Origin of the sequence: Streptomyces sp. NPDC091271 (assembly GCF_044757505.1) — a bacterium.
Lineage (GTDB): Bacteria > Actinomycetota > Actinomycetes > Streptomycetales > Streptomycetaceae > Streptomyces.
Map to the genome: position 1 here is coordinate 1,379,942 of NZ_JBIVVD010000001.1, position 20,383 is coordinate 1,400,324.

The 20,383-nt window shown below is 70.8% G+C and carries 16 protein-coding genes; 13 read left to right on the forward strand and 3 right to left on the reverse strand.

Going from position 1 to position 20,383, the window contains the following annotated elements:
• Window positions 1–39 precede the first annotated feature (39 nt).
• The 4 genes from ACIQM3_RS06585 to mutM all read left to right on the forward strand — a co-directional run bounded on the left by ACIQM3_RS06585 (window position 40) and on the right by mutM (window position 2,655).
• Window positions 40–705, forward strand: a complete 666-nt coding sequence (locus ACIQM3_RS06585) for a YceD family protein (protein ID WP_401619562.1) — start codon at window positions 40–42, stop codon at window positions 703–705.
• Window positions 706–707: 2 nt separating this feature from the next.
• Complete coding sequence (gene rpmF, locus ACIQM3_RS06590; protein ID WP_003965982.1) at window positions 708–881, forward strand: 50S ribosomal protein L32; 174 nt, start codon at window positions 708–710, stop codon at window positions 879–881.
• 19 nt (window positions 882–900) lie between these two features.
• The gene (gene rnc, locus ACIQM3_RS06595; protein WP_104789414.1) at window positions 901–1,722 is read left to right on the forward strand and encodes a ribonuclease III; all 822 of its coding nucleotides are present in this window, start codon (window positions 901–903) and stop codon (window positions 1,720–1,722) included.
• Window positions 1,723–1,797: 75 nt separating this feature from the next.
• The gene (gene mutM, locus ACIQM3_RS06600) at window positions 1,798–2,655 is read left to right on the forward strand and encodes a bifunctional DNA-formamidopyrimidine glycosylase/DNA-(apurinic or apyrimidinic site) lyase (RefSeq protein WP_401619565.1); all 858 of its coding nucleotides are present in this window, start codon (window positions 1,798–1,800) and stop codon (window positions 2,653–2,655) included.
• A gap of 39 nt (window positions 2,656–2,694) precedes the next feature.
• On the opposite strand, the gene ACIQM3_RS06605 is transcribed toward mutM, so the two are convergent.
• Window positions 2,695–3,639, reverse strand: coding sequence for a CAP domain-containing protein (locus ACIQM3_RS06605; protein ID WP_401619568.1), 945 nt, complete (start codon window positions 3,637–3,639; stop codon window positions 2,695–2,697).
• A 156-nt stretch (window positions 3,640–3,795) separates the two neighbouring features.
• Between ACIQM3_RS06605 and ACIQM3_RS06610 the strand changes: the two genes are divergently transcribed.
• The 4 genes from ACIQM3_RS06610 to ACIQM3_RS06625 all read left to right on the forward strand — a co-directional run bounded on the left by ACIQM3_RS06610 (window position 3,796) and on the right by ACIQM3_RS06625 (window position 10,455).
• Window positions 3,796–4,077: an acylphosphatase gene (locus ACIQM3_RS06610; protein ID WP_401619571.1), complete on the forward strand. Its 282-nt coding sequence runs from the start codon at window positions 3,796–3,798 to the stop codon at window positions 4,075–4,077.
• Window positions 4,078–4,515: 438 nt separating this feature from the next.
• Complete coding sequence (locus ACIQM3_RS06615) at window positions 4,516–4,728, forward strand: hypothetical protein (protein ID WP_033304037.1); 213 nt, start codon at window positions 4,516–4,518, stop codon at window positions 4,726–4,728.
• Window positions 4,729–5,036: 308 nt separating this feature from the next.
• Complete coding sequence (locus ACIQM3_RS06620; RefSeq protein WP_401619574.1) at window positions 5,037–8,783, forward strand: AAA family ATPase; 3,747 nt, start codon at window positions 5,037–5,039, stop codon at window positions 8,781–8,783.
• A 253-nt stretch (window positions 8,784–9,036) separates the two neighbouring features.
• The gene (locus ACIQM3_RS06625) at window positions 9,037–10,455 is read left to right on the forward strand and encodes a sugar porter family MFS transporter (RefSeq protein ID WP_401619577.1); all 1,419 of its coding nucleotides are present in this window, start codon (window positions 9,037–9,039) and stop codon (window positions 10,453–10,455) included.
• 97 nt (window positions 10,456–10,552) lie between these two features.
• Here ACIQM3_RS06625 and ACIQM3_RS06630 read toward each other — a convergent pair whose 3' ends face one another.
• Window positions 10,553–11,944, reverse strand: coding sequence for a purine-cytosine permease family protein (locus ACIQM3_RS06630; RefSeq protein ID WP_401619580.1), 1,392 nt, complete (start codon window positions 11,942–11,944; stop codon window positions 10,553–10,555).
• A 110-nt stretch (window positions 11,945–12,054) separates the two neighbouring features.
• Between ACIQM3_RS06630 and ftsY the strand changes: the two genes are divergently transcribed.
• Complete coding sequence (gene ftsY, locus ACIQM3_RS06635; RefSeq protein WP_401619583.1) at window positions 12,055–13,260, forward strand: signal recognition particle-docking protein FtsY; 1,206 nt, start codon at window positions 12,055–12,057, stop codon at window positions 13,258–13,260.
• Window positions 13,261–13,327: 67 nt separating this feature from the next.
• Here ftsY and ACIQM3_RS06640 read toward each other — a convergent pair whose 3' ends face one another.
• Window positions 13,328–13,975 carry a bifunctional DNA primase/polymerase gene (locus ACIQM3_RS06640; protein ID WP_401619586.1) on the reverse strand — a complete coding sequence of 216 codons (648 nt, stop codon included), beginning with the start codon at window positions 13,973–13,975 and terminating at the stop codon, window positions 13,328–13,330.
• 422 nt (window positions 13,976–14,397) lie between these two features.
• Here ACIQM3_RS06640 and ACIQM3_RS06645 point away from each other — a divergent pair, with 422 nt between their 5' ends.
• The 4 genes from ACIQM3_RS06645 (at window position 14,398) to ACIQM3_RS06660 (ending at window position 20,381) form a co-directional block, all read left to right on the forward strand.
• Window positions 14,398–15,873 carry a hypothetical protein gene (locus tag ACIQM3_RS06645; protein WP_401619589.1) on the forward strand — a complete coding sequence of 492 codons (1,476 nt, stop codon included), beginning with the start codon at window positions 14,398–14,400 and terminating at the stop codon, window positions 15,871–15,873.
• Between the two features lie 338 nt (window positions 15,874–16,211).
• On the forward strand, window positions 16,212–17,564 hold the full coding sequence (locus tag ACIQM3_RS06650) for an ammonium transporter (protein WP_401619592.1): 1,353 nt from the start codon (window positions 16,212–16,214) through the stop codon (window positions 17,562–17,564).
• On the forward strand, window positions 17,561–17,899 hold the full coding sequence (locus ACIQM3_RS06655; RefSeq protein WP_014048583.1) for a P-II family nitrogen regulator: 339 nt from the start codon (window positions 17,561–17,563) through the stop codon (window positions 17,897–17,899). The genes ACIQM3_RS06650 and ACIQM3_RS06655 overlap by 4 nt, the downstream gene beginning before the upstream one ends.
• A gap of 31 nt (window positions 17,900–17,930) precedes the next feature.
• Entirely contained in the window at window positions 17,931–20,381 is a 2,451-nt protein-coding gene (locus ACIQM3_RS06660) for a [protein-PII] uridylyltransferase (protein WP_401619595.1), read from the forward strand.
• Window positions 20,382–20,383 lie beyond the last annotated feature (2 nt).

A 20,383-nucleotide genomic window follows, 5' to 3' on the forward strand; every position in this document is an offset into this window, starting at 1 on the left:
TCAGGACAGGGGTGGCCCTCCCGAAGCCGCACCACGCACATGATTTCGAAAGCAGGAGAAGCCCTGAACGGCCACCTCGACCACCGCAGCCCTCTCGTGTTCGATACGCGCGAGCTGGGCCGGCGTCCGGGTACCCAGAAGCGGCTGACCCGCACGGCGGAAGCACCGAAGGACCTCGGCATCGACGGGGTCATCGGTGTGCAGGAGAACGCGCCCCTGGCGCTGGACCTCCGCCTCGAATCGGTCATGGAAGGGGTGCTTGTCACAGGCACCGCCCGTGCGACGGCCGAGGGGGAGTGCGTAAGGTGTCTGGAGCCGCTGGCCCTCGAGGTCGAAGCGGACTTCCAGGAGATGTTCTCGTACCCTGACGCCGATGACCGGAACCGCAGCAGGACCGCGGACCCGGTCGACGACGCCGAGGACGACGAGGACAGGTTCTTTCTCGAGGACGATTCGTTCGACCTCGAGCCTGTGCTGCGTGACGCGGTGGTGCTCGCACTGCCGCTGCAGCCGGTGTGCAAGGAGACCTGTGCCGGTCTGTGTTCCGAATGCGGAATCAGGCTGGACGAGAATCCGGACCACCACCACGACGTCGCCGACATACGTTGGGCGGCACTGCAAGGACTCGCCGAGACCGTTCAGGACGGCGAGAAGGACAACATGGGCGGCGCCGAACCGGGCGTCGACGAGAAGCAGGAGAAGTAGCCGTGGCTGTTCCGAAGCGGAAGATGTCGCGCAGCAACACGCGCCACCGCCGGTCGCAGTGGAAGGCTGCGGTCCCCACCCTGGTTTCGTGCGAGCGTTGCCAGGAGCCGAAGCTCCAGCACATTGCGTGCCCGAGCTGCGGCACCTATAACAAGCGCCAGGTCCTCGAGGTCTGAGCGGCTGGTGAGAGGCCCGATGTCTGAGTTGTCCAGTTCCAAGAAGACAGACAACATCAACACAGCCTCGTCCCACACGCTTCTGGAAGGGCGGCTCGGGTATCACCTCGAGTCCGCCCTTCTGGTGCGTGCGCTGACCCATCGCTCGTACGCGTACGAGAACGGCGGTCTGCCCACCAACGAGCGGCTGGAGTTCCTCGGGGACTCCGTGCTCGGCCTGGTGGTCACGGACACGCTGTACCGCACCCACCCCGACCTGCCCGAAGGCCAGCTGGCCAAGTTGCGGGCCGCGGTGGTCAACTCGCGTGCGCTTGCGGAAGTGGGCCGCGGCCTCGAACTCGGCTCCTTCATCCGGCTCGGCCGTGGTGAAGAGGGCACGGGTGGCCGGGACAAGGCTTCCATTCTCGCCGACACCCTTGAAGCGGTGATCGGCGCCGTCTATCTCGACCAGGGCCTCAGCGCGGCCTCGGAGCTGGTCCACCGGCTCTTCGACCCGCTGATCGACAGGTCCTCCAACCTCGGAGCCGGCCTGGACTGGAAGACCAGTCTCCAGGAGCTCACCGCGAGCGAGAGCCTCGGAGTCCCCGAGTACCTCGTCACGGAGACCGGCCCCGATCACGAGAAGACCTTTACTGCTGCCGCTCGCGTCGGTGGTGTCTCGTACGGCACCGGCACCGGCCGTAGCAAGAAGGAAGCGGAGCAGCAGGCCGCCGAGTCCGCCTGGCGTGAGATCAGCGCCGCCGCGGAAGCACGGGAGGCCGCGGCCAAGGCCGCGGCCGACGGAGGGATCGCCGACATCCCTGCCGACCCGTCGCCGCACTCGGACGCGGCTCCGGCCTGAACCGTCCGAGAGCCCCCCGGTGCCTTGTGCACCGGGGGGCTCTCGCTGTCCTCCCCCTGTGCCGAAGGAGTCACCGTGCCCGAACTGCCCGAGGTCGAAGTCGTGCGCAGGGGTCTGGAGCGCTGGACCGCCGGGCGCACCGTCGAGGACGTCGAGGTGCTGCACCCGCGTGCGGTGCGCCGGCATCTCGCGGGCGGCCCGGACTTCGCGGCGCGCCTCCGTGGTCTGCGTTTCGGCACGGCGATGCGCCGCGGAAAATACCTCTGGGTCCCCCTCGACGAGGTGGATTCCTCGCTCCTGGGCCACCTCGGCATGAGCGGTCAGCTGCTCGTGCAGCCCGAGGATGCCGCCGACGAGAAGCACCTGCGGATCAGGGTCCGCTTCGACGACGCGCTCGGCACCGAGCTGCGCTTCGTCGACCAGCGGACCTTCGGCGGGCTCTCGCTGCACGCCAACACCCCGGACGGCCTGCCCGACGTGATCGCGCACATCGCTCGCGACCCTCTCGACCCGGCCTTCGACGACACCGCCTTCCACCTGGCGCTGCGCCTGCGCCGTACGACGGTCAAGCGCGCCCTGCTCGACCAGTCCCTGATCAGCGGCGTGGGCAACATCTACGCCGACGAGGCGCTCTGGCGCAGCCGGCTGCACTACGAGCGGCCGACCGCGACCCTGACCCGCCCCAGGACGGCGGAGCTGCTCGGCCATGTCCGGGACGTGATGCGGGAGGCCCTCGACCAGGGCGGCACCAGCTTCGACAGCCTCTACGTCAACGTGAACGGCGAGTCCGGCTACTTCGACCGGTCGCTGGACGCCTACGGACGCGAGGACGAACCCTGCCACCGCTGCGGTACGCCGATGCGCCGACGGCCGTGGATGAACCGCTCCAGCTACTTCTGCCCGCGCTGCCAGCGTCCCCCGCGGATCTCCTGACCCGACCGGCCGCCGCCCCGTCGCGATGGTGCCAACGGCTCAGAAGCCGAAGTCCTGCGTCCACCAGGGGCCGCCGGAGCCGAGGTGGACCCCCACGCCGAGCGTCTTGTAATCGCAGTTGAGAATGTTTGCGCGGTGGCCGTCGCTGTTCATCCAGGCGTCCATCACGGCCTGTGCGTCGGCCTGGCCCCGGGCTATGTTCTCGCCGCCCAGACCCTGCACGCCCGCTGCGGCGGCACGGTCCCAGGGGGTCGCTCCGTCGGGGTCGGTGTGGCCGAAGAAGTCGCGGGCCGCCATGTCCTCGCTGAAGTCCTGGGCGAGCGCGGTCAGCGAGGCGCTCGTGGTGACCGGGCTGCAGCCGACCTTCGCGCGCTCCTGGTTGACCAGGGTGAGCACGGTGGCCTGAGCGGCGGTGGCGGACGGGCTCGCGGGGGCGGTGGCCTTGCGGCTCGGCGCGGCGGACGAGGTCTTGGGAGCAGCCGGCTTCTTGGCCGTGGGGCTGGACGACGTGGTCTTCTTCGGCTCCGGGGCGGGAGCCTTCGTCCGCTCCGGAGCCTTCGTCGCCGGCTTCGTGGCGGTGGCGGACGGCTTCTTGCTCGGCTTCTCGCTCGGCGTGGCCGAAGGAGACTTCGAGGGGGCGGCGGAACGGCCGGAACCCCGGTCTGCCTCGGCGGACGCGGAGGCAGAGGTGCGGCCGGTCGGCTCGGCGGACGACTCGCCCTGGGTCAGCAGGTCGGGAGCACCGCCGGCGTGGACCTGGTCGGCGGCCCCGCCTCCGCTCACGCTGTAGCTGTCACCGCCGGGCAGCAGGCCCGAGGCCACGGCGACCGCTCCGACGGCCACGGCCGCGGACACGCCGAGAAGCCCGGCGCGAACGGGTATGCCGACTCGCTTCTTCCGGCGTGCTCCCCGGGGCCCGTCCTCCGCGTTCGCCGCGTGCTGCTCAGCGGCGGGGGCCGCGCCTGCGCGTCGATGCCGTCCCATGCGCTGTGCCTTCCTCGTGCTCCGGGGCGTCGTCACGACGTCACCGTATTAAAGATCAAACTCACCCGTTCGGGTGAGGCTATTGCGAGGGGACCTTACGCCATGGCGGATTGGGGCGGCGTACTCCTTGAGTAATTGGGCGGTTAGCGTTCGGGCATGAACGAAGATGCACGACTCGTCGTTTGGGTACGCGGCCGAGTACAGCAAGTAGGGTTCCGCTGGTTCACCAGGGCAAATGCTTTGGAGATCGGAAACCTCGTCGGCTTCGCCCTCAATCTCGACGACGGCCGGGTGCAGGTGGTGGCCGAAGGGCCGCGTGAGAATTGCCACCGTCTGCTCGACTGGCTCGGCTCCGACGACACACCCGGGCGCGTGGACGGCGTCACTGAGATCTGGGACACGCCGCGCGGCGGATATGAGGGGTTCGCGATCCGCTGATCCCGCCCCGGGGAAAGCGGGCCGGACGCGCTGCGCGCACGGACGACGGCGAGCGGTGAACAGGGGGCGGGCGAAGACCTCGCACCCGAAATGACCTGCGGAGGAAGCCGGCGCCTGGACATGGTTGCCAAGAACGGCGCGCCGTGCCAGGCTGCGGCATTGACGAAGATCTCCACACCCTTCGGGAACCCGCAGGAGAGTCGCGCCGCATGATCGTCAGGCCGCGCGCCCCCGGGACACCCGGCCCGCTGGCGTGTGATCGTGTTGACCGTCAAACTTTTTGGTGAGACGCTGAAAACCCCGCGCACCTTAGCTGTTCGGCAGAGCTGGTGACAGCAGAACAGCAGTGATTTCACAGCACTGCCGAGCACCGCGGGTGCGATTCCCTCACGACCCACACCGCATCGGTCGGTCACTCAGTGTGGAGGACCTTTCATCATGGCAAAGGCGCTTCTCGGTTACGTCGGCGGTTCCGATCCGCGACTCCTCGCCGAGATGCGACGGCTTCAGAAGCGCGTCCAGGACCTGGAATCCGAGCTCGTGCGGATCCAGGACGAGAACGACGCGCTCAACGCCGCCGCTCAGCACCAGGAGTCGCTGCTCGACAGCATCGACATCGACGTACCCCAGGCGGAGCCCGCGCTGACCTGACCCCTAGGCCCTGCCGGGGCCGGTCGGGCCACACGCCAGCCGCTCGGGATAACCATCGAAGTCTTCGTCACGGATCGTCGTCCTGGAACACCGAGGATTGCTCGTGATCCGGTCCGCAAGCGATCCGTTACGCAAGACTGTGCTCGGATGACTGCACAGCAGCACCGTGCAGGATTTACAAGGGACGCTCCGGCGTCCCTTCTTTCTTTCCCCCCGGGCCGTCGTCGCCCTATCGCTCTTCGCTTACCGTCTGATGTGCCCTGCACCTTCATCAGCGAAACCGAGAGTGAAAGGTAGAGTCCGGCGGCGTGCACCTCAAGGCCCTGACCCTCCGTGGTTTCAAATCGTTCGCCTCCGCCACGACCCTGCGGTTCGAACCGGGGATCACCTGTGTCGTCGGTCCCAACGGGTCGGGTAAATCCAATGTGGTGGACGCCCTCTCCTGGGTCATGGGGGAGCAGGGGGCCAAATCCCTGCGCGGCGGCAAGATGGAAGACGTGATCTTCGCCGGCACCACGGGAAGGCCGCCTCTCGGGCGTGCGGAAGTGTCGCTGACCATCGACAATTCCGATGGTGCGCTGCCCATCGAGTACGCCGAGGTGACGATCACCCGGATCATGTTCCGCAACGGCGGCAGCGAATACCAGATCAATGGCGACACCTGCAGGCTGCTCGACATCCAGGAACTCCTCTCGGACTCCGGTATCGGCCGCGAGATGCACGTCATCGTCGGCCAGGGCCGGCTGGACTCGGTCCTGCACGCCGACCCGACGGGGCGCCGCGCCTTCATCGAAGAGGCGGCGGGTGTGCTCAAGCACCGTAAGCGCAAGGAGAAGGCGCTGCGGAAGCTGGAGGCCATGGGCGCCAACCTCGCCCGCGTCCAGGACCTCACCGACGAACTCCGGCGCCAGCTCAAACCGCTGGGCCGGCAGGCCGCCGTGGCCCGCCGGGCCGCTGTCATCCAGGCCGACCTGCGGGACGCCCGGCTGCGTCTGCTCGCCGACGACCTGGTCAGGCTGCGGGAGGCGCTGCGCGGCGAGATCGCCGACGAGGCCGCCCTCAAACAGCGCAGGGAAGCGGCGGAGGCCGAGCTCAAGGCGGCGCTCGCCCGCGAGGCGGACCTGGAGGGCGAGGTACGCCGGCTCGCGCCGCGGCTGCAACGGGCCCAGCAGACCTGGTACGAACTCTCGCAGCTGGCCGAACGCGTGCGGGGCACGATCTCGCTCGCCGACGCCCGGGTGAACAGCGCCACCGCCGCACCGGAGGAGGAGCGGCGCGGGCGGGACCCGGAGGACATGGAGCGTGAGGCCGCCCGTATCCGCGAGCAGGAGGCGGAGCTGGAGGCCGCGCTCGAAGCGGCCGAGCACGCCCTGGAGGACACCACCGCACACCGGGCCGAACTGGAGCGGGAGTTGGCCGCCGAGGAGCGCAGGCTCCGGGACGCGGCCCGGGCCATCGCCGACCGGCGCGAGGGGCTCGCCCGGCTGACCGGGCAGGTCAACGCCGCCCGTAGCCGGGCGGGTTCGGCGCAGGCCGAGATCGACCGGCTGGCCGCGTCGCGGGACGAGGCGCAGGAGCGGGCCTTCGCCGCCCAGGAGGAGTACGAGCAGCTCAAGGCCGAGGTCGAGGGGCTGGACGCGGGCGACGCGGAGCTGGCGGAGCAGCACGAGGAGGCCAAACGGGAACTCGCCGGGGCTGAGGCGGCCCTGAGCACGGCGCGCGAGGCGGTCACCGCGGCGGAACGCAGCCGCGCGGCGGTCTCCGCCCGGCACGAGGCACTGTCGCTGGGCCTCCGCCGCAAGGACGGAACCGGGGCGCTGCTCGGAGCGGGGGAGGGGCTCACCGGGCTGCTCGGACCGGTCGCGGAGCTGCTCACCGTGGCTCCGGGGCACGAGGTCGCGGTGGCCGCCGCGCTGGGCGCGGCCGCCGACGCCGTCGCTGTGACGGGTCCGGCCACCGCCGCGGACGCGATCCGTCTGCTGCGTAAGCAGGACGCGGGGCGCGCGGCGCTGGTGACGGGCGGAGCGGCGGGGGGACAGGTACCCGCGCAGGGTACGGAGCAGCCGAGGGAGTCCGTCGACGGCCCCGCCGGACAGGTACCCGGACAGGCGTCCGGCCCCACGGCCGCCACGGTTTCCGGCGCGGAGCACGGCCCCACGGCCGCCACGGTTTCCGGCGCGGAGCACGGTCCCGCAGCCGTCACGGTCTCCGGCGCGGCGTCGGCCGGCCCGGCACTCGCCACCGGGGAATCCGCCGCGCCCGCCGTCGCGAGCCTGGTGCGGGGGCCCGCCGAACTGATGGCGGCCGTGCGGCGGCTGGTGCGCGACATGGTCGTCGTCGGCACCCTGGAGGACGCCGAGGAGCTGATCGCAGCCCACCCCGGACTGACCGCCGTCACCGCCGAGGGCGATGTGCTGGGCACCCACTTCGCACACGGCGGATCCGCCGGCGCACCCAGCCTGCTGGAGGTCCAGGCGTCCGTCGACGAGGCCGCCGCCGAGCTCGCCGAGCTCGCCGTGCGCTGCGAGACACTCGCCTCGGCCCAGCGGGCCGAGGCCGCACGGCGCGGCGAGGGCGCCGCACGGGTGGAGGAGCTGGGGGAGCGGCGCCGGGCCGCCGAGCGTGAGAAGTCGGGAGTGGCGCAGCAACTCGGGCGGCTGGCCGGGCAGGCCCGTGGAGCCGCGGGGGAGGCCGAGCGGATGACCGCCTCAGCCGCCCGGGCGCAGGAGGCGCTGGAGCGGGCCACCGAGGAGGCCGAGGAGTTGGCGGAACGCCTGCTGGTCGCGGAGGAGACCCCGGTCGAGGAGGAGCCCGACACCTCCGTACGGGACCGGCTCGCCGCGGACGGGGCCAACGCACGCCAGACCGAGATGGAGGCCCGTCTCCAGGCCCGTACGCACGAGGAGCGGGTGAAGGCGCTCGCCGGACGGGCCGACGCGCTCGACCGCGGGGCCCGGGCCGAGCGCGAGGCGCGCACCCGTGCCGAGCAGCGCCGTGCCCGGCTGCGCCACGAGGCGGCCGTGGCGACCGCCGTGGCGTCGGGCGCCCGTCAGCTGCTCGCCCACGTGGAGGTATCGGTCGTACGGGCGGACGAGGAACGGACCCGGGCCGAGGCGGCGAAGGCCGAGCGCGAGCGGGGGCTGGCGGCCGAACGCGGACGCGGCCGTGACCTCAAGAGCGAGCTCGACCGGCTCACCGACTCGGTGCACCGGGGTGAGGTGCTCGGGGCCGAGAAGAGGCTGCGCATAGAGCAGGTGGAGGCCAAGGCGCTGGAGGAGTTCGGCGTCGAGCCGGCAGGCCTGGCCGCCGAGTACGGCCCCGAACAGCTGGTGCCGCCGTCCCCCGCGGCGGAGGGCGAGGAGCTCCCGGCGGATCCGGAGGACCCGCGCAACCAGCCGAAGCCGTTCGTCAGGTCCGAGCAGGAGAAGCGCCTGAAGGCGGCCGAACGGGCGTATCAGCAACTCGGGAAGGTGAATCCTCTCGCCCTGGAGGAGTTCTCGGCGCTGGAGGAACGGCACAAGTTCCTCTCCGAGCAGCTCGAAGACCTGAAGAAGACCCGGGCCGATCTGATGCAGGTGATCAAGGAGGTCGACGAGCGGGTCGAGCAGGTGTTCACGGAGGCGTTCCGGGACACCGCACGCGAGTTCGAGGGCGTCTTCTCCCGGCTCTTCCCGGGCGGCGAGGGCCGTCTCATCCTCACCGACCCGGACAACATGCTCACGACCGGTCTCGACGTCGAGGCAAGGCCTCCGGGCAAGAAGGTCAAGCGGCTCTCCCTGCTGTCCGGCGGCGAGCGATCCCTTACGGCCGTTGCCCTGCTGGTCTCCATCTTCAAGGCGAGGCCGAGCCCGTTCTACGTCATGGACGAGGTGGAGGCGGCGCTCGACGACACCAATCTGCAGCGTCTGATCCGGATCATGGTGGAGCTCCAGGAGAGCTCCCAGCTCATCGTCATCACGCACCAGAAGCGGACGATGGAGGTCGCCGACGCGCTGTACGGGGTCTCGATGCAGGGCGACGGAGTCTCCAAGGTGATCAGCCAGCGGCTCCGCTGAGCCATCCGTACATCGGCTGACAGGCGCTCACATCTTCTTTACCTAATCTTCAACACTTCAACGCACCTTTTGGGTGTTCCTGGGTACTTGTGAGAGACCTCTTCACCGGAACCCACGTCTTGACTTCGAAACTTGAACGCATAACCTCAGCAATGTTGTTTTTACCTTCAAGTGGTGGTCGGCTGGAAGTTGTGCGCCACTAGGAGGGCTCACCCCCCACACCTGACGTTGCGGCCAGGTACCAGGAGTTCATGTGACCAGCACAGCGCGCGGACCGGAGTCCGGAGCCCGGGAGGCCCACCCGGACCATCTCGGCCATGTCATCTTCATCACCGCAGCCGCAGCGATGGGCGGCTTCCTCTTCGGCTACGACAGCTCCGTGATCAACGGTGCCGTCGAGGCCATCCGCGACCGCTACGACATCGGGTCGGGGACGCTCGCCCAGGTGATCGCGATCGCGCTGATCGGCTGCGCGATCGGCGCGGCGACGGCGGGACGCATCGCCGACCGGATCGGCCGTATCCGCTGTATGCAGATCGCCTCGGTGCTCTTCACCATCAGCGCCGTCGGATCCGCTCTGCCGTTCGCCCTCTGGGACCTCGCCATGTGGCGGATCATCGGCGGCTTCGCGATCGGCATGGCCTCGGTCATCGGCCCGGCCTACATCGCCGAGGTCTCGCCGCCCGCCTACCGAGGGCGCCTCGGCTCCTTCCAGCAGGCCGCCATCGTCATCGGCATCGCGATCTCGCAGCTGGTCAACTACGGCATCCTGCAGCTCGCCGACGGCGACCAGCGCGGTGAGATCGGCGGCTTCGAGGCCTGGCAGTGGATGCTCGGCGTGATGGTGGTACCCGCGATCCTGTACGGGCTCCTGTCCTTCGCGATCCCCGAGTCGCCGCGCTTCCTGATCTCCGTGGGCAAGAGGGACCGCGCCCGGAAGATCCTCGAAGAGGTCGAGGGCAAGAACGTCGACCTCGACGCGCGCGTCAACGAGATCGAGACGGCGATGCGCCGTGAGCACAAGTCGAAGTTCAGCGACCTGCTCGGCAGCCGCTTCGGCTTCCTGCCGATCGTCTGGGTCGGTATCGGGCTGTCGGTCTTCCAGCAGCTGGTCGGCATCAACGTCGCGTTCTACTACTCGGCGACGCTGTGGCAGTCCGTCGGCATCGACCCGACCGACTCGTTCTTCTACTCGTTCACGACGTCGATCATCAACATCATCGGCACAGTGATCGCCATGATCCTGGTGGACCGGGTCGGCCGCAGGCCGCTCGCGCTCGTCGGTTCCGTCGGTATGGCCATCGCCCTGGCGTTCGAGGCCTGGGCCTTCTCCGCGGACCTGGTCGATGGCAAGCTGCCCACCACGCAGGGCACCGTCGCCCTGATCGCGGCCCACGTCTTCGTGCTCTTCTTCGCCCTGTCGTGGGGTGTCGTGGTCTGGGTCTTCCTCGGTGAGATGTTCCCGAACCGGATCCGTGCCGCCGCGCTCGGTGTCGCCGCCTCCGCGCAATGGATCGCCAACTGGGCGATCACCGCGAGCTTCCCGAGCCTGGCCGACTGGAATCTCTCGGCCACCTACATCATCTACACCTGCTTCGCCGTGCTCTCGATTCCCTTCGTGATCAAGTTCGTGAAGGAGACCAAGGGCAAGGCGCTGGAGGAGATGGGCTAATCCCCGCTGCCCCTCTCCTCGACCCGCTGCCCCGGTCCGGCCCATGCCGGCCCGGGGCAGCGTTCTGTCGTGCCGCGGGCCGTCCGCCGGTACGGCGTCAGAACCGGGCCGGTGCGCCGCCCGTCCGGTCCGCCGGGCGCGGCAGCGCCGCGTACACCCCCGCCGCGACGAGGACGGTGGCCGCCCAGCCCAGGCCGTGACGCCCGATCCAGTAGCCGGCGAGCGGGCCGGTGAACCACTCGACATCGGTGAACAGCAGTCCGGTCACCAGTGCCGCCCCCCAGGCGGCCATGGCCTGCCGGCTGAACCCCCCGGCGTACCAGTAGCCGCTGCGGGGACCCGTGTCCAGGAGGGCCTCGGCGTCGTACGTACGGCCACGCAGCAGATCGACGCCGAAGACCCCGATCCAGGCGGAGAACGTCACACCGAGCAGGGTCAGGAACGAGAGGAAGGTGTCGATGAAACTCGTCGCCACCATCATCAGCGTCCCGCCCAGCAGCAGGCTGATCGCCGCGTTCACGCCGACGGCCCAGGCGCGGGGCATCGCGAAGCCGAGCGTCTGCGCGGTGAAGCCGGCGGAGTACATCGACATCGCGTTGATCAGCACCATGCCGGCCACGGCGGTGAGGAGGTAGGGCACCGAGATCCACATCGGCAGCAGCTCGCCGATGAACCCCACGGGGTCCTTCGTGACGGCCAGGTGCGGTGAGCTCACCGCCATGACCGCACCCATCATCACCATCGGCGCCACCGTGACCAGCGCCCCGCCCACGGTCGCGCCGACCATCGCCCGACCCGACGCGGAGCGCGGCAGGTAGCGGGCGAAGTCCGGGGCGGAGGGGACCCAGCTGATCCCCCCGGCGGCCAGTGTCCCGATCCCCGCGATCATCATCGCCGCCGGGCCCGGCGGCCGGTCCAGGACGGCCCGCCACGGGGTCGAGCCGACCAGATGGACCAGGGCCAGGAGGCTCGCCGCCCCGAAGAGCCGGACGGAGACCCGGGAGGACACGCGGAGTGCCCTGATCCCGAGCCCCGACACGAGGAAGCCCGCGGCGACGAAGGCCGTCAGGATGACCAGAACCAGCGCGTGGGTACGCCGGATGTCGAACAACAGATCGAGTACGGCCAGGAGGGCGTAGGAGCCGGTGACCGCGTTCACGGTCTCCCACCCCCAGCGGGCGACCCACAGCAGAGCTCCGGGGAAGAGATTGCCGCGCTGTCCGAAAACCGCCCTGGACAGTGCCATGCCGGGCGCCCCGCCGCGCTTGCCCGCGATCGACACGAGGCCGACCAGCCCGAACGAGACCACGGGGGCCGTCACCGCCACGGCCAGCACCTGCCAGAGATTCAGCCCGTTGAAGACGGTGAGCCCGGCCCCCACGGTCAGCAGCAGCACCGTCATGTTGGCCGTGACCCAAGTGGGGAAGAGGGTGCGGACCCGGCCGGTGCGTTCGTCGTCGGGGACGGGATCCAGGCCGCGGTTCTCCACGGGCAGCAGCGTACCTTTACGCCCAAACGTGGCATACGGACCATGCGGTCGACACCCGCCGCTCTCCAGGGACCCGCCGGACCACGGCTGTGGCCGATACTGGACGCGTTATGGAAATCGTCATCCTTGCTGTAGTCATCGCCCTGGTCGCGGTCGGCCTGATCAGCGGGCTCGTGGTCAGCAGCCGCAAGAAGAAGCAGCTGCCGCCCTCGGCGCCGTCGAGCACGCCGACCCTCACTCCTCCCGCCGAGCCCCGCGTCGGCGAGGAGGCCGAGACGCCGCGCGACGAAGCGCGGCGCACCATCGAGGAGGTCGGTCTCCCCGGCGCCGGGACTCCCGTCGAGGAAACCCCCGTCGTCATCGAGCCGGAGATCCCCGAGCTCGAAGTCCCCGAGCCCACCGCCGGCCGCCTGGTGCGGCTGCGCGCCCGGCTCGCCCGTTCGCAGAACTCCCTGGGCAAGGGGCTGCTCACGCTCCTGTCCCGCGACAACCTCGACGAGGACACCTGGGAGGAGATCGAGGACACCCTCCTCACCGCCGACGTCGGCGTCGCCCCCACCCAGGAGCTGGTGGAGCGGCTCCGTGAGCGGGTCCGTGTCCTCGGCACCCGTACGCCCGACGAGCTGCGCACCCTGCTGCGCGAAGAGCTCGTCACCCTGCTCGGTCCGGACTTCGACCGTGCGGTGAAGACCGAGGGCGGCGAGGCGACGCCCGGCGTCGTCATGGTCGTCGGGGTCAACGGCAGCGGTAAGACGACCACGACGGGCAAGCTCGCCCGGGTGCTCGTCGCCGACGGCCGCAGCGTCGTGCTCGGCGCCGCGGACACCTTCCGCGCCGCCGCCGCCGACCAGCTCCAGACCTGGGGCGAACGCGTCGGAGCCCGTACGGTGCGCGGCCCCGAGGGCGGCGACCCCGCGTCGATCGCCTTCGACGCGGTGAAGGAGGGCATCGCCGAGGGCGCCGACGTGGTGCTCATCGACACCGCGGGCCGGCTGCACACCAAGACCGGCCTGATGGACGAGCTCGGCAAGGTCAAGCGGGTCGTCGAGAAGCACGGCCCGCTCGACGAGATCCTGCTCGTCCTCGACGCCACGACCGGGCAGAACGGCCTCGTCCAGGCACGGGTCTTCGCCGAGGTGGTCGACATCACCGGCATCGTGCTCACCAAGCTGGACGGCACCGCCAAGGGCGGCATCGTGATCGCCGTCCAGCGCGAGCTGGGCGTCCCGGTGAAGCTCATCGGTCTCGGCGAGGGTCCGGACGACCTGGCCCCGTTCGAGCCGGGCGCCTTCGTCGACGCGCTGATCGGCGACTGACCGGGCGTACCCCCGCGTACGTGCGAAGGGCGGTGGACCCCGGCAGGGGGTCACCGCCCTTCGGCGTTCACCACCGGTGGCATATGTAGGCGAGCGTGCCCAGCAGCAGCCGGGCCTGCGGGGGAGCGGCGGCCGTGTCCGGCACCGGCGGGCGCAGCCAGCGGACCGGGCCGAGGCCCCCGAGGTCCGACGGGGGAGCGGTGACGTACGCCCCGCGGCCCAGTGCGCGCAGGTCCAGATCCGCGTCGTCCCAGCCCATCCGGTAGAGCAGTCCGGGGAGTCCCGCCGCCGCCCCCGGGGCGACGAAGAACTGTGTACGGCCGGTGGGCGTCACCGACACCGGCCCCAGGGGCAGACCCATCCGCTCCATCCGCACCAGCGCGCGCATCCCCGCGGCCTCGGGGACATCGAGGACGTCGAAGGAACGGCCGGCGGGGAGCAGCATCGAGGCGCCCGGCACCTCGGCCCAGGCGTCCGAGGCCATGTCGAGGGTGGCGCCCGGCGGCACCTCGCGGGCGAAGTCCAGGGGATGGGCGCCGGGGGCGGCGCACGTGGTGTCGCCGCACGAGCAGACGCCCGCCGCGGCACGCGCGCCCGGAGCCACCGCCCAGCCCCAGAGTCCTGTGTATTCGGCCACCGCGGTCGCCACGGCCGCACGGCCGCGCCGCCGCGTGCCGGACCGGATCTCCCGGATGCCGCCGATCGTGAAGCCCATGCCCCCTCCAACGGGTCGGAGTCACCGGTGGTTACGACCCGGAGCACCGGGCGTCCTCCGTCGCCGCCGATCCGCCGGAGCGTGGGGGTCGCGTCACAGGGGTGCGCGAGGTGCACCACGCGCCCCTGAATGCTTCACTCCGCTCGCTGCTGATCGCGGCCTGTCAAGTGAATCGCGGACTACGCCGAACGGGTTCATCCGAAGGGGTGGCGAATGGTGGCGTTTCTGCAACGACCCTCGCCGCAGCCGTGATCGTAGGATTACCGTGGGTACTCGAAGCTGCAATTGCATCTGCAGTTGAGTATGCCGATGGCAATTCGCCGATCTGTTCGATGGGGCGCAACGGGCGTACGGGCAGCACCGAGGCGCGGCATTCTGATAGAGGTTCGCGCGACAGGTTTCAGCGGGATGGGGGCGTTCCAGTGAGTGGCAGCGGCGCAGGCGAGACGAATGCCGGAAAGCGCCCCAACGGGCAACTGGGATCGTGGTTCGTGCGGAGCGGCTGGTCGAAGGGCGAGCTCGCCCGCCAGGTGAACCGGCGCGCCCGCCAGCTCGGTGCCCACCACATCAGCACCGACACCTCCCGGGTGCGCCGCTGGCTCGACGGCGAACAGCCCCGCGAACCCATCCCGCGCATCCTCTCCGAGCTGTTCTCCGAGCGCTTCGGCGCCGTCGTCTCCGTGGAGGAGCTCGGACTGCGCGCCGCCCACCAGGCACCCTCGGTGGCGGGCGTCGACCTGCCCTGGGCCGGACCGCAGACCGTCGCACTGCTCAGCGAGTTCTCCCGCAGCGACCTCATGCTGGCCCGGCGCGGCTTCCTCGGAAGCTCTCTCGCCCTGGCCGCCGGACCCACCCTCATCGAGCCCATGCAGCGCTGGCTGGTGCCCGTCACCCGCCAGGGGCAGGCGGAACCCGAGCTGCCGACCGCGGAGAGCCGCCCCTCGCGGCTCTCCGGCCCCGAGCTGGACCTGCTGGAATCCACCACGGCGATGTTCCGCCAGTGGGACGCCCAGTGCGGCGGTGGGCTGCGCCGCAAGGCCGTCGTCGGCCAGCTCCACGAAGTCACCGACCTGCTGCAGGAGCCGCAGCCCCAGGCCACCGCCAGGCGCCTGTTCCGCTGCGCGGCCGAACTGGCCGAGCTCGCGGGCTGGATGAGCTACGACGTGGGCCTCCAGCCCACCGCCCAGAAGTACTTCGTGCTCGCCCTGCACGCCTCCAAGGAGGCCGGCGACAAGCCGCTGGGTTCGTACATCCTCTCCAGCATGAGCCGTCAGATGATCCACCTCGGCCGGCCCGACGACGCACTCGAACTCATCCACCTCGCCCAGTACGGCAGCCGTGACTGCGCCACCGCCCGGACCCAGGCCATGCTGTATGCGATGGAGGCGCGCGCCTACGCCAACATGGGCCAGCCGAGCAAGTGCAAGCGGGCGGTCCGTATGGCCGAGGACACCTTCGCCGACGCCGTTCTCGACGACGAGCCCGAGCCCGACTGGATCCGCTTCTTCTCCGACGCCGAACTCCACGGGGAGAACGCCCACTCCTACCGTGACCTGGCCTATGTCGCCGGCCGCAGCCCCACGTACGCCTCACTCGCCGAGCCCGTCATGGCCCGCGCCGTCGAGCTCTTCGGCGAGGACGACGAGCACCAGCGGTCCTACGCGCTCAATCTGATCGGCATGGCCACCGTGCACCTGCTCAAGCGCGAGCCGGAGGAGTCGACGGTCCTGGCCACCAGGGCCCTGAAGATCGCCAAGAGTGTCAGGTCGGAGCGCGTCAACACCAGGCTCCGCAAGACCGTCGACACCGCTGCCAGGGACTTCGGTGACATTCCCGAGGTCGCCCGGCTCACCGACCTGCTCACCGAGCAGCTCCCGGAGACCGCCGAAGCGGTCTGACCGGCACACCTGCCACCGGCCACGACGGCCGCCCCGTACCACCCGATCCGGCTCCCCCATTGCCAGGTCAGCGGGTCTCCGTCGTGGCCGGTTCACGTTCCCGGCCGCTCCGGCCGCTCCGTATGCGGCGCAGGGAGCATGGTAGGCAGCACACCGGGTCCGACACCCGCGGTTCATCGGTACGTAACACGCGGAGCCCAGCCGTCACTGCGGTGAAACATCGTGCGGCATCCGTGGAAACCGCGCTGCGCGAATCTCATGGCGCATAACCGGCCCGCACCTTTTCACCGTGGTCCCGCACCCCCGCACGTGGCCGCACCGACGACGAGGAGACGCCGATGCCCCCAGGCATCACGACGCTTGCCGCAGACGCCCCGGAGCTGTCTGCCGCCAACACAGGGTTCATGCTCATCTGCACCGCGCTGGTGATGCTCATGACCCCGGGTCTGGCCTTCTTCTACGGAGGCATGGTCCGCGTCAAGAGCACCCTGAACATGCTGATGATGAGCTTCATCAGCCTCGGGATCGTCACGATCCTCTGGGTGCTCTACGGATTCAGCCTCGCCTTCGGCACCGACGTCGGCTCCGTCATCGGCTGGAGCTCGGACTTCGTCGGCCTCAGCGGAATCGGCGTGACCGAGCTCTGGGACGGCTACACCATCCCGACCTACGTCTTCGCGGTCTTCCAGCTGATGTTCGCCGTGCTCACCCCGGCCCTCATCAGCGGCGCCCTCGCCGACCGGGTCAAGTTCACCTCCTGGGCCCTCTTCATCACGCTCTGGGTCACCGTCGTCTACTTCCCCGTCGCCCACTGGGTGTGGGGCGCGGGCGGCTGGCTCTTCGAGCTGGGTGTCATCGACTTCGCCGGCGGCACGGCCGTCCACATCAACGCGGGTGCGGCGGCCCTCGGCGTCATCCTCGTCATCGGCAAGCGGGTCGGCTTCAAGAAGGACCCGATGCGGCCGCACAGCCTGCCGCTCGTCATGCTCGGCGCCGCCCTCCTGTGGTTCGGCTGGTTCGGCTTCAACGCCGGTTCGTGGCTCGGCAACGACGACGGTGTCGGCGCCGTCATGTTCGTCAACACGCAGGTCGCCACGGGTGCGGCGGTCCTCGGCTGGCTCGCCTACGAGAAGATCCGCCACGGCTCCTTCACCACCCTGGGTGCCGCGTCCGGCGCCGTCGCGGGTCTTGTCGCCATCACCCCCGCGGGCGGTGCGGTCAGCCCGCTCGGCGCCATCGCCGTCGGTGTGATCGCCGGTGTCCTGTGCGCCATGGCCGTCGGCCTCAAGTACAAGTTCGGCTACGACGACTCCCTGGACGTCGTCGGCGTCCACCTCGTCGGCGGCGTCATCGGCTCGCTCCTTGTCGGCTTCTTCGCCACCGGCGGTGTGCAGTCCGACGCCAAGGGCCTCTTCTACGGCGGCGGGCTCGACCAGCTCGGCAAGCAGGCCGTCGGAGTGTTCGCGGTCCTCGCCTACTCCCTGGTGGTCTCCGCGGTCCTCGCCTTCATCCTGGACAGGACGATCGGGATGCGCGTCTCCGAGGACGACGAGGTCTCCGGCATCGACCAGGTCGAGCACGCCGAGACCGCATACGACTTCAGCGGCGCCGGCGGCGGCGCCGCACAGCGCAGCACGGGTCCGGCCCCCGGCAGCCCGGCAGCCCCGACGAACAAGAAGGTGGACGCATGAAGCTCATCACCGCAGTCGTGAAGCCGCACAGGCTGGACGAGATCAAGGAGGCACTCCAGGCCTTCGGCGTCCAGGGCCTCACGGTCACGGAGGCCAGCGGTTACGGGCGTCAGCGCGGCCACACCGAGGTCTACCGTGGTGCCGAGTACACCGTCGACCTCGTACCGAAGATCCGTATCGAGGTCCTCGTCGAGGACGAGGACGCCGAACAGCTCATCGACGTGGTCGTCAAGGCCGCCCGGACGGGCAAGATCGGTGACGGCAAGGTCTGGAGCGTCCCGGTCGAGACCGCGATCCGCGTACGGACCGGGGAACGCGGCCCGGACGCACTCTGACCGACGGTCCCTTGAACGGAAAGGCAGCTGGGTGACGAGCACCGAAGTGACCACCGAATCCGAGGACTCGGGACCCAGCGGCTACGCGGCGGCCCGGCTGCGTCTTCTCCAGGAGAAGACGCGGTCCGGGCCGCCGCGCCGTGCCGCTCTGGCCCGGCTCACCGACGAATGGCTCACCGGGCTGTTCAGCGCCGCAGCCGAGCGGGCCGGTGTCCGGGGGGCCGCCCTCGTCGCCGTCGGCGGATACGGGCGCGGCGAGCTCTCCCCGCGCAGCGACCTCGACCTCCTGCTCCTGCACGACGGCACCGCCGACGCCGGAGCCGTCGCCGCGCTCGCAGACGGGATCTGGTACCCCGTCTGGGATCTCGGCCTCGCCCTCGACCACTCCGTACGCACCCCCGGCGAAGCACGCAGGACCGCGGGGGAGGACCTCAAGGTCCAGCTCGGACTGCTCGACGCGCGCCCCGTCGCCGGAGACCTCGGCCTCGTCGCCGGACTGCGGACCGCGATCCTCGCCGACTGGCGCAACCAGGCCCCCAAACGCCTCCCCGCCCTCGACGAACTCTGCCGGGAGCGGGCCGACCGCATGGGCGAGCTCCAGTTCCTCCTGGAACCCGACCTCAAGGAGGCCCGCGGCGGCCTCCGTGACGCCACCGCCCTGCGTGCCGTGGCCGCCTCCTGGGTCGCGGACGCGCCCCGCGAAGGGCTCGCCGAGGCCCGGCGCACTCTCCTCGACGCGCGCGACGCGCTCCACCTCACCACCGGCCGCGCCACCGACCGCCTCGCCCTGCAGGAACAGGACCAGGTCGCCGGGTCCCTCGGCCTCCTCGACGCCGACGCCCTGCTGCGCCAGGTGTACGAGGCCGCCAGGACCGTCTCGTACGCCACCGACGTCACCTGGCGCGAGGTCAACCGCGTCCTGCGGGCCCGCTCCGTCCGGCCACGGCTGCGGACGATCCTCGGCGGGACCAAGGCCGCACCGGAACGCACCCCGCTCGCCGAGGGTGTCGTCGAGGCCGACGGCGAGGTGGTCCTCGCGCGCACCGCCCGCCCCGAACGCGACCCCGTGCTCACCCTCAGGGCCGCCGCCGCGGCGGCGGAGGCCGGGCTGCCGCTCTCCCGTCACCTCGTACGCCACCTGGGCACCGCGGCGCAGCCACTGCCCGTGCCGTGGCCCGCCCAGGCGCGCGAGGAGCTCGTCACCCTGCTCGGCGCCGGCGAGTCCACCGTGGGCGTGTGGGAGGCCCTCGAGGCGGAAGGCATCATCACCCGCCTGCTGCCCGACTGGGAGCGGGTCCACTGCCGTCCGCAGCGCAACCCCGTCCACACCTGGACCGTCGACCGGCACCTCGTCGAGACTGCCGTGCGCGCCTCCCACCTCACCCGCCGCGTCGGCCGCCCCGACCTCCTCCTGATCGCCGCCCTGCTCCACGACATCGGCAAGGGCTGGCCCGGGGACCACTCCGTCGCGGGCGAGGTCATCGCCCGCGACATGGCCGCCCGCATCGGCTTCGACCAGCAGGACGTGGGCGTCGTCGCCACGCTCGTACGCCACCATCTCCTGCTCGTGGAGACCGCCACCCGCCGCGACCTCGACGACCCCGCGACCGTCCGCTCCGTCGCCACAGCCGTGGGCAGCGCCTCCACCCTGGAACTCCTGCACGCGCTCACCGAGGCCGACGCCCTGGCGACCGGTCCCGCCGCCTGGAGCTCCTGGCGGGCCTCCCTCGTCGCCGACCTGGTCCGACGCGTCGCCGCGCTCCTGGCCGGTGAGGAACCCCCCGCGCCGGAACCCCTCGCGCCCAGCGCCGAGCAGGAACGCCTGGCCGTCGAGGCCCTGCGCACCCGCGAGCCCGTCCTGTCCCTGCACACCCGGCCCGAACCGCCCGCCGAGGACGGCGGCCCCGAACCCGTCGGTGTCGAACTCCTCATCGCCCTGCCCGACCGCCCCGGCGTCCTGCCCGCCGCGGCCGGAGTGCTCGCCCTCCACCGCCTCACCGTGCGCGCCGCCGACCTGCGCGCCGTCGAGCTGCCCACCGAGATGGGCGAGTCGGCCGGCCTGCTGGTGCTCAGCTGGCGGGTCGCGGCGGAGTACGGCTCGCTCCCGCAGGCCACCCGGCTGCGGGCCGATCTCGTACGCGCCCTGGACGGCTCCCTGGACATCCGGGCCAGGCTCGCCGAACGTGAGGCGGCCTATCCACGGCGGCGCGGGGTGAAGGCCCCGCCCCCCAGGGTGACCGTCGCGGCGGCGGGCTCGCGCCTGGCCACCGTGATCGAGGTCCGCGCCCAGGACGCCCCGGGGCTGCTGCACCGGATCGGCCGGGCGCTGGAGCAGAGCGCGGTGCGCGTGCGCAGCGCCCATGTCTCCACGCTCGGAGCGAACGCCGTGGACGCCTTCTACGTCACGGACGGCGACGGTGAGCCACTGGCTCCGGAACGGGCCGCGGAGGTGGCCAGGGAGGTCGAGAAGGAGCTGGGCTGAGC